This window comes from Streptomyces capoamus (assembly GCF_014654935.1).
Taxonomy (GTDB): domain Bacteria; phylum Actinomycetota; class Actinomycetes; order Streptomycetales; family Streptomycetaceae; genus Streptomyces; species Streptomyces capoamus.
The window spans coordinates 8,145-15,775 of the sequence record NZ_BNBF01000050.1; the positions used below are offsets into that span (position 1 = coordinate 8,145).

Annotated in this window: 6 protein-coding genes and 1 pseudogene; 5 read left to right on the plus strand and 2 right to left on the minus strand. The window is 73.9% G+C overall.

Going from position 1 to position 7,631, the window contains the following annotated elements; genetic code table 11:
- Positions 1-444 (plus strand): sensor histidine kinase (locus tag IE312_RS43590; protein ID WP_229900914.1); only part of this gene is annotated, 444 nt, incomplete at its 5' end.
- Positions 445-451: 7 nt separating this feature from the next.
- Here IE312_RS43590 and IE312_RS37360 read toward each other — a convergent pair.
- A complete protein-coding gene (locus IE312_RS37360; RefSeq protein WP_189986767.1) occupies positions 452-931 on the minus strand; it encodes a MarR family winged helix-turn-helix transcriptional regulator in 480 nt (159 codons plus the stop codon).
- Positions 932-1,041: 110 nt separating this feature from the next.
- Here IE312_RS37360 and IE312_RS37365 point away from each other — a divergent pair, with 110 nt between their 5' ends.
- From IE312_RS37365 to IE312_RS37380, 4 genes and pseudogenes are all read left to right on the plus strand, one after another.
- Positions 1,042-1,920, plus strand: a complete 879-nt coding sequence (locus tag IE312_RS37365) for an NmrA/HSCARG family protein (protein ID WP_189986768.1) — start codon at positions 1,042-1,044, stop codon at positions 1,918-1,920.
- A gap of 136 nt (positions 1,921-2,056) precedes the next feature.
- Positions 2,057-3,127, plus strand: a pseudogene (locus IE312_RS37370) (pectinesterase family protein); the annotation flags it as partial.
- Between the two features lie 28 nt (positions 3,128-3,155).
- Positions 3,156-4,412: an ATP-binding protein gene (locus IE312_RS37375; RefSeq protein WP_189986770.1), complete on the plus strand. Its 1,257-nt coding sequence runs from the start codon at positions 3,156-3,158 to the stop codon at positions 4,410-4,412.
- Positions 4,409-5,533, plus strand: coding sequence for a tetratricopeptide repeat protein (locus tag IE312_RS37380; protein ID WP_189986771.1), 1,125 nt, complete (start codon positions 4,409-4,411; stop codon positions 5,531-5,533). Before IE312_RS37375 ends, IE312_RS37380 begins: the two co-directional genes overlap by 4 nt.
- 25 nt (positions 5,534-5,558) lie before the next feature.
- Here the strand turns inward: IE312_RS37380 and IE312_RS37385 are convergent, their stop codons facing one another.
- Positions 5,559-7,343: a bifunctional metallophosphatase/5'-nucleotidase gene (locus tag IE312_RS37385; protein ID WP_189986772.1), complete on the minus strand. Its 1,785-nt coding sequence runs from the start codon at positions 7,341-7,343 to the stop codon at positions 5,559-5,561.
- Positions 7,344-7,631 lie beyond the last annotated feature (288 nt).

The window sequence follows — 7,631 nt, forward strand, 5'->3', positions numbered from 1 at the left end:
GCCGCCCTGCGCCGGGCCCGGCTGCGCGGTCCGGAGCTGTCCATCACCGCGGACCTGGAGCCGTGGTTCGTCCGTGCGGAGCCCTCCGCGCTGGAGCGGGCGGTGGTCAACGTCCTCGACAACGCGGTGAAGTTCAGCCCCGAGGGCGGCACGGTCGAGGTGCGGCTGGTCGACGGTGTGCTGACGGTCCGCGACCACGGTCCCGGCATCGCCGAGGACGAACTCCCGCACGTCTTCGACCGCTTCTGGCGCTCCCCCAGCGCCCGCGCCCTGCCGGGTTCCGGCCTCGGCCTGTCCATCGTGGCCCGTACGGTCCGCCAGGCGGGCGGCGCGGTGGAGCTGGCCCGCGCGGAGGGCGGCGGCACGGTGGCGACGGTACGACTGCCGGGCGCACCGACACCCCCACCCGGGGCGGCGGGAGCGGCGGTAGCGGCGGCCGGCTGAGACGGGGTCAGTCCGGCTTGGGAATGTTGCGCAGGTGTTCGATCTGGGTCTGGCTGAGGTCGTGCGCCCGGCGCATGTGCCGGGTGATCGCCCTCAGCTCGTCCTCGGTGTGGTCGTCCAGCAGGGTCCGCCAGGTGCGGCCGAGGTCGTCCCACAGCGCGGTGACCCGGGCGAGGCGCTCGGGAACCGGGGTGACCAGCACCCGGCGGCGGTCGTGCCGGTCGGGGGTACGGGCGACGTATCCGCCGCGTTCGAGGCGGTCCACGAGGCGGGTGGCCGAGCCGGTGGTGAGCCCGGTGCGGTCGGCGATCTGCCGGACGGTGAGCGGTTCCGGCTCGGCGGTCAGCAGGCTCAGGCACTGCACGTCGGTCGGGTGCAGTCCCAGGTGGTCGGCGACGGCCTGGTTGAACAGGACGTACGCGGCCAGGTAGCGCCGGGACTCCAGGGCCAGCTCGTCGTAGAGGCGGGTCCGGTCGGGGTCGGTCACGGCGGGGCTCCTTCGAAAATGTCACTGCGCGACGCAGCGAAATATGGATATGCTGCTGCGCGGCGCAGCAAATGCGTCACACAGCAATGCTATCGACCCGGGGGAGACCCATGCTCACCATCGCCGTCACCGGCGCCACCGGCGCCCAGGGCGGGGCCGCCGCCCGCGCCGCCCTGGCCGCCGGCCACCGCGTCCGCGCCCTGACCCGCCGCCCCGGCACACCCGCCGCCACGGCCCTGCACGACCTCGGCGCCGAGGTCCGCGCCGCCGACTTCGACGATCCCGCCTCCCTGGACACCGCGCTGGCCGGCGCCGACGCGCTGTTCGCGGTGACCACCCCCTTCAGCACCGGCACCGGCAGCGACACCGGAACCGAGATCCGGCAGGGCACGGCCCTCGTGGACGCCGCGGCCCGGGCCCGGCTCGGCCACGTCGTCCTGACCTCCGCCGCGCACGCCGACCGCGGCACCGGCATCCCGCACTACGAGAGCAAACGGGCGGTCGAACAGCACCTGCGCGCCTCCGGTCTGCCCTGGACGGTGATCGCCCCGGCCGCGTTCATGGACAACTACGCGAGCGGCTGGACCCTCGACGGGCTGCGCACGGGCGTCTTCGCCTGGCCCATGCCGGCCGGCCGGCCGCTCACCCTCATCCCCGCCGCCGACATCGGCGCGTTCGCCGCGCTGGTGCTCGGGCGCCGGGACGACTTCGCGGGCCACCGCATCGACATCGCCTCCGACGCGCTGACCCCCGCGCAGATCGCGGCCGCCCTCGGCACCGCCCTGGGCCGCCCGGTCACCCACCGGCAGGTACCCCTCGCCGAGGTCCGCACCCACTCGGCCGATCTCGCGGCGATGTTCGCCTACTTCACCGACCACGGTCTCGACGTCGACGTGACCGGCCTGCGCCGCGCGTACCCCGAGGTCGGCTGGCACACCTTCGCGGACTGGGCGCACGGCCAGGACTGGGCAGCGCTGCTGGGCCGGTAGGGGACCGCGGCAACCTTCCCGCACCCCGCGGCGACTCCCGTCCGGCACCCCGCCCCCGACACCGACCGGAGACGCCATGACCCCCCACGTCCCGCGCAGTTCCCGCACCCGGCACCGCAGGAGGCGGACCGCGCTCGCGGCCGGGCTGCCCCTCGCGCTCGCCGCCGGTGCCGCCCTCGGTCACGGCCTGCTCGGTCCCGGTGCCCAGTCGCAGGCGTCCGCCGCCACCGCCGTACCGGCCCGGGCCGCGGCCACCACCCTCACCGTCGCCAAGGACGGCTCGGGGCAGTACACGACCGTGCAGGCCGCCGTGAACGCGGTCCCCGCGAACAACCCCTCCCGGGTGGTCATCGCCGTCAGGCCGGGCACGTACCGGGAGACCGTGAAGGTCCCCGCGAACAAGCCGCACGTCACCCTCCAGGGCACGGGCTCCAGCCGCAAGGACACGGTCATCGTCTACGACAACGCGGCCGGCACCAGGAAGCCCGACGGGTCCGGGACCTACGGCACCGGGGGCAGCGCCACCGTCGCCGTGGAGGCCGACGACTTCCAGGCCCGCAACCTCAGCATCTCCAACGACTTCGACGAGGCCGCCCACCAGGACATCGCCCAGCAGGCCGTGGCCCTGCGCACGGCCGCCGACAAGGTGTTCCTCGACAGGATCATCGTCAGCGGCGACCAGGACACCCTGCTGCTCGACACCGCGTCCAAGGACAGGCTCGGCCGCGTCTACCTGACCGACTCCTACGTCACCGGGAACGTCGACTTCGTCTTCGGGCGGGCCACCGCCGTCCTGGACAGGTCCGTCATCACCCTGAAGAAGCGGTGGAACGGCACCTCCGCCGGCTACGTCACCGCTCCCAGCACCGCCGCCGGCCGCAAGGGCATCCTGATCACCGGCTCGACGGTGACCGGCAGCGTCTCCGACCGCAGCTTCTACCTCGGCCGGCCCTGGCACGCGGGCGGCGACGCCGGCCTCGACCCGCAGACCACCGTCCGCAATACGTCGTTGAGCGCCGCGATCCGAACCGCGCCGTGGACCGACATGAGCGGCTTCTCCTGGAAGGACGACCGCTTCGCCGAGTACCGCAACACGGGTGCGGGCTCCGGCGCGGCGAGCACCGACCGGCCGCAGCTGACCGACGCCCAGGCCGCCGGCCAGGAGATCGCCGACTGGCTGGGCGACTGGAAACCCAGCGCCTCCTGAACCCGGCCGGTTCCCTAGGGTGGGCGCCATGCCGGATGACTCACCCCTGATACGGAGCCTGCGCACGGCAGTTGCCGCCGCGCCCGCCGACGTACCGCTCCGACTGCACCTGGCCGAACTGCTGCTGACCTCCGGTCAGAACGAGGCGGCGGTCGCCGAGGCGGCCGTCGCCCTGCAGCACGCGCCCGGCGACGCGCAGGCGCGGCAGCTCATGGCACGGGCCATGGGAGCGCCCACGCCCGCGCCCGCGCCGACCCCCGGTGACCGCCCCCGTTTCGACTGGCGGGCCGCCGAGGAACAGGTCGGGGACGTCGTACCGCCCCGGTTCCTGACCCCTCGGGCACCCCTGCCGGCCGACGCGGACGGCGGTCCCGGGGGCGGCGGCCCCGAGGACGCCGACGCCTGGGATACGGAGCAGCCCGGCGGCGTGCGCCTCGCCGACGTCGGCGGGATGCGGGAGGTCAAGGAGCGGCTGGAGGCCGCCTTCCTCGCGCCGCTGCGCAACCCCGAGCTGCGCAGGCTGTACGGCAAGAGCCTGCGCGGCGGACTGCTGCTGTACGGCCCCCCGGGCTGCGGCAAGACGTTCATCGCCCGGGCCGTCGCCGGGGAACTCGGCGCCTCCTTCCTGTCGGTGTCCGTCAACGACGTGCTCGACATGTGGATCGGCAACTCCGAGCGCAACATGCACGAACTCTTCCGGACCGCCCGCCGGAAGGCCCCCTGCGTGGTCTTCCTGGACGAGCTGGACGCACTCGGCGGCAAGCGCAGCCGCACCGCGCACAGCGCGCTGCGCACCACCGTGAACCAGCTGCTGACCGAGCTGGACGGCATCGACTCCGCCGCCAACGAGGGCGTGTTCGTGCTGGCCGCCACCAATGTGCCGTGGGACGTGGACACCGCCCTGCGGCGGCCCGGCCGGCTGGACCGCACCCTGCTCGTGCTGCCCCCGGACGCCCCGGCCCGCGAGGCGATCCTCCGCTACCACCTGAGCGAACGGCCCATCGAGAACATCGACCTGGGCAAGCTGGCCAAGGTGACCGAAGGGCTGTCCGGGGCGGACCTGGCGCACGTCTGCGAGTCCGCCGCCGAACGCGCCCTGCTCGACTCGGCCCGCACCGGCACGGTCCGGATGATCGGCATGAGCGATCTGCTCGCGGCGGCCAAGGAGGTCGTTCCCTCCACCGAGCCCTGGTTCGCCGCCGCCCGGAACGTGGCGATGTTCGCCAACGACGGCGGGATGTACGACGACCTGGTCACCTACCTGAAGAAGCGGCGGAAGCTGTGAGCACCGGACTGCACCCGGCCCTGGAACGGGCGGACGCGCTCTACGCACTGGGCCGTCACGACGAGGAGAAGGCGCTGCTCGCCCAGCGGCTGGCGGAGGACCCCGAGGACGTCGGCGCCTTGGTCCGCCTGGCCCGCTGCCACCGGGCGGTGCGGGGCGAGGAGGCGCAGGCGCTGGAGGCCGCCGAGCGGGCGCTGGCGCTCGCCCCCGAACACGTGCCCGCGCTCCTCCAGCGCGCCCACGCCCTGCAGGCCTGCGGCCGCGTCGTGGACACCGAGGACGTGCTCCGCGAGGTCATCCGCCTGGACCCCGCCTACTGGGTCGGCTACGCACAGCTCGCCCGGTGGCTGCCCGCCGTCCGCGCCCTGCGCTTCGGGCAGGCGAACGGCGGCGGGGTCAGCCGGGACGCCATGGACGCCTTCTGCCGGGAGGCGGACGAACTGGCCCGCGAGGCCGTCCGGCTGGCGCCCGAGGAGGTGTTCCCGTACGAGGTGCGCTGGTCGATCGCCAACCTGGCGGGCGACCGGGCCCTCGCCGCCGAGATGGACCGGATCATCCTCCGGCTCGACCCGAACCACCCGGAGGCGCTGGCCCGGCGGACCGAGCAGGCCGCCGCCTCGCCGGGCGTCAAGGCCGCCGAGGCCGCCACGCTCTACGCCGACGCCCTCGCCGTCACCCCGGACTCCGCACGCATGCGGGAGGGCCTGGACGAGGCCTCCTACCGGCTGCTGCGCGGGGTGCGCTGGCTCGCCCTGCTGTGCGTGGCGCTCGCCGGGGTCATGCTCGACCTGTTCGCCACCGACGGCGACGCCCGGCGCGCACTGCCCGTGCCCGTCGGCCAGCGGCTGTGGACGCTCGTGCCGTTCGCCGCGCTGTGGGCCGTGGGCGCCCTGCTGCGCTACCGCCGGCTGCGCACGGGCGTCCGGTACAACCTCCGCTCCCTGGTCCGGCGCCGCCGCTGGCCCCGGATCGTGCTCGGCCAGGCCGCCTGGGCCATGTTCTGCGCCCTGCTGCTGACCCAGGTGCCGTGGACCGAACGGACCGTGCCCCAGGTCCTCTTCTGGGCGGGGCTGGCCCCGACGGCGGTGACCGTCTGGTTCGACCGCCGGAAGAAGACCTGAGGCACGGGCCGCGGCCCCGCGGGGCTCAGCCCACGACCGTGATCCGGTCCGCCTTCGGCGGGGCGATCGGGTTCGTCGCCGACGAGTTCGCCGTCAGGTACTTCTCCAGCGCGCTCAGGTCGTCCGCGCCGACCAGGTCGTTCGTGCCCTGGCCCAGCGTGGGGAAGCCGTCGCCGCCGCCCGCGAGGAAGCTGTTGGTGGCGACCCGGTAGGTGGCCGCGGGGTCGATCGGCGCGCCGTTCAGGCGGATGGAGCCGGTCACCACGCGGTCCGCGCCGGACTGGGTGAGGTCCAGGGTGTAGGTGAGCCCGGCGGACGGCTGGAGGATCCTCGGGGCCGCCGCGTTGGCGCCGCTGACCTGCTCCTTGAGCACCTGGACCAGCTGGGCGCCGGTGAAGTCCTGGAGGTTCACCGTGTTGGCGAACGGCTGCACCGTGAAGCCCTCGGCGTAGGTGACCACGCCGTCGCCCTCGGCTCCCTTGGCCGCGTAGGTGAGGCCCGCGCGGACCCCGCCGGGGTTCATCAGGGCCAGGCTCGTCCTCGGGTCGAGCGCGCGGCCGTGGGCGAGCTGCGCGTCGGCGATGAGGTCGCCCATCGGGGACTCGGTGCCGGTGTTGCCGATGTCGGCGGAGATCCAGCCGATGGGGCGGTTGCCGATGGGGGCGGCCAGGGTGTTCCAGCGCGCGATCAGGTCGGTCATGTCCGGCGCCCTGGGGACGTCCCGGGTGACCACGTGGTTCGCGGACCTCACCGCCGTACGCGCGATGTCGCCGGTGCGCCGGTCGTAGGTCAGCGTGGTGTCGGTGTACAGGCGGCCGAAGGAGGACGCCGAGGTGACCATGCGGGGGCGGCCGGACGGGTCCGGGACCGTGCAGACGTACGCCTGGTGGGTGTGGCCGGTGACCAGGGCGTCCACCGCCGGGGTGACGTGCTTGGCGATGTCCACGATCGGGCCGGAGATGCCGCTGCCGGCGCCCGGGGAGTCGCAGTCGTAGTTGTACGAGCCGGACGCCGGGTAGCCGCCCTCGTGGATCAGGGCCACGATCGACTGCACGCCCTGGCGCTGGAGCACCCTGGCGTACTTGTTGATGGTCTCGGTCTCGTCCTTGAAGCTCAGGCCCTTGACGCCGTCGGCGGAGACGATGTTCGGGGTGCCCTTCAGCGTGACGCCGATGAAGCCGATCCTGACGTCCTTCTTCTTCCAGACCCAGTACGGCTTCAGGATCGGCTTGCCGGTCTTCTCGTCCTGGACGTTCGCGGCCAGGTACGGGAAGTCGGCGCCCGCGAACTCCCGGCCGCCGTAGCAGCCGTCCTTCGGGTGGCAGCCGCCGTTCTGCAGGCGGGCCAGTTCCCTCGCGCCCTCGTCGAACTCGTGGTTGCCGACCGAGGTGACGTCCAGGTGCAGCTTGTTCAGCGCCTCGACGGTGGGCTCGTCGTGGAACAGCCCCGACAGCAGCGGGGAGGCGCCGACCAGGTCGCCGGCGGCCGCGGTGACCGAGTAGGGGTGGCCCTCGCGGGCCTGGCGCAGGTGGGTCGCGAGGTACTCGGCACCGCCCGCGTCGATCGTCTTCACGGTGCCGTCCGGCTGGAGTTCGGTGACCCGGCCGGAGGAGCCGGACGGGGGCTCCAGGTTGCCGTGCAGGTCGTTGAAGGAGAGCAACTGGACGTCCTGGTAGCGGCCCGGACGGTGGTGGCTCTCGTGCGCGTCCGCCGGGAGGGCGGCGGTCAGCGCGGCCGCCGTGGTGAGCACGGCCGCGCTCGCGAGGAGGGCGTGGGTACGACGTCCGGTGCGCCGGGGCGCGGCTGGCATGGGAGCCCCCTGGGGGTCGGCTGTGGTGGCTCGGCGCAGCCTAGGGTCAACGCGCGTAGCACGACAGGGGGTTCCGGGTTACAGCCTGGTTTCCCTTTGCCGTCTCACCGGGTCTTCCTCCGCCGGTTCCCCGGGTCTTCCTCCGCCGGTTCCCCGGGTCTTCCTCCGCCGGTTCCCCGGGTCTTCCTCCGCCGGTTCGCCGGGTCCTCCTCCGGTTCGCCGGGTCCTCCTCCGCCGGTTCACCCGGTCTTCCTCCGCCGCTTCCCCGGGTCCTCCTCCGCCGGTTTC

Excerpts from the sequence above, each read along its gene's own strand:
- IE312_RS37365 (WP_189986768.1), top strand. The coding sequence starts at position 1,042 with ATGCTCACCATCGCCGTCACCGGCGCCACCGGCGCCCAGGGCGGGGCC.
- IE312_RS37385 (WP_189986772.1), bottom strand. The coding sequence starts at position 7,343 with ATGCCAGCCGCGCCCCGGCGCACCGGACGTCGTACCCACGCCCTCCTC.
- IE312_RS37375 (WP_189986770.1), top strand. The coding sequence starts at position 3,156 with ATGCCGGATGACTCACCCCTGATACGGAGCCTGCGCACGGCAGTTGCC.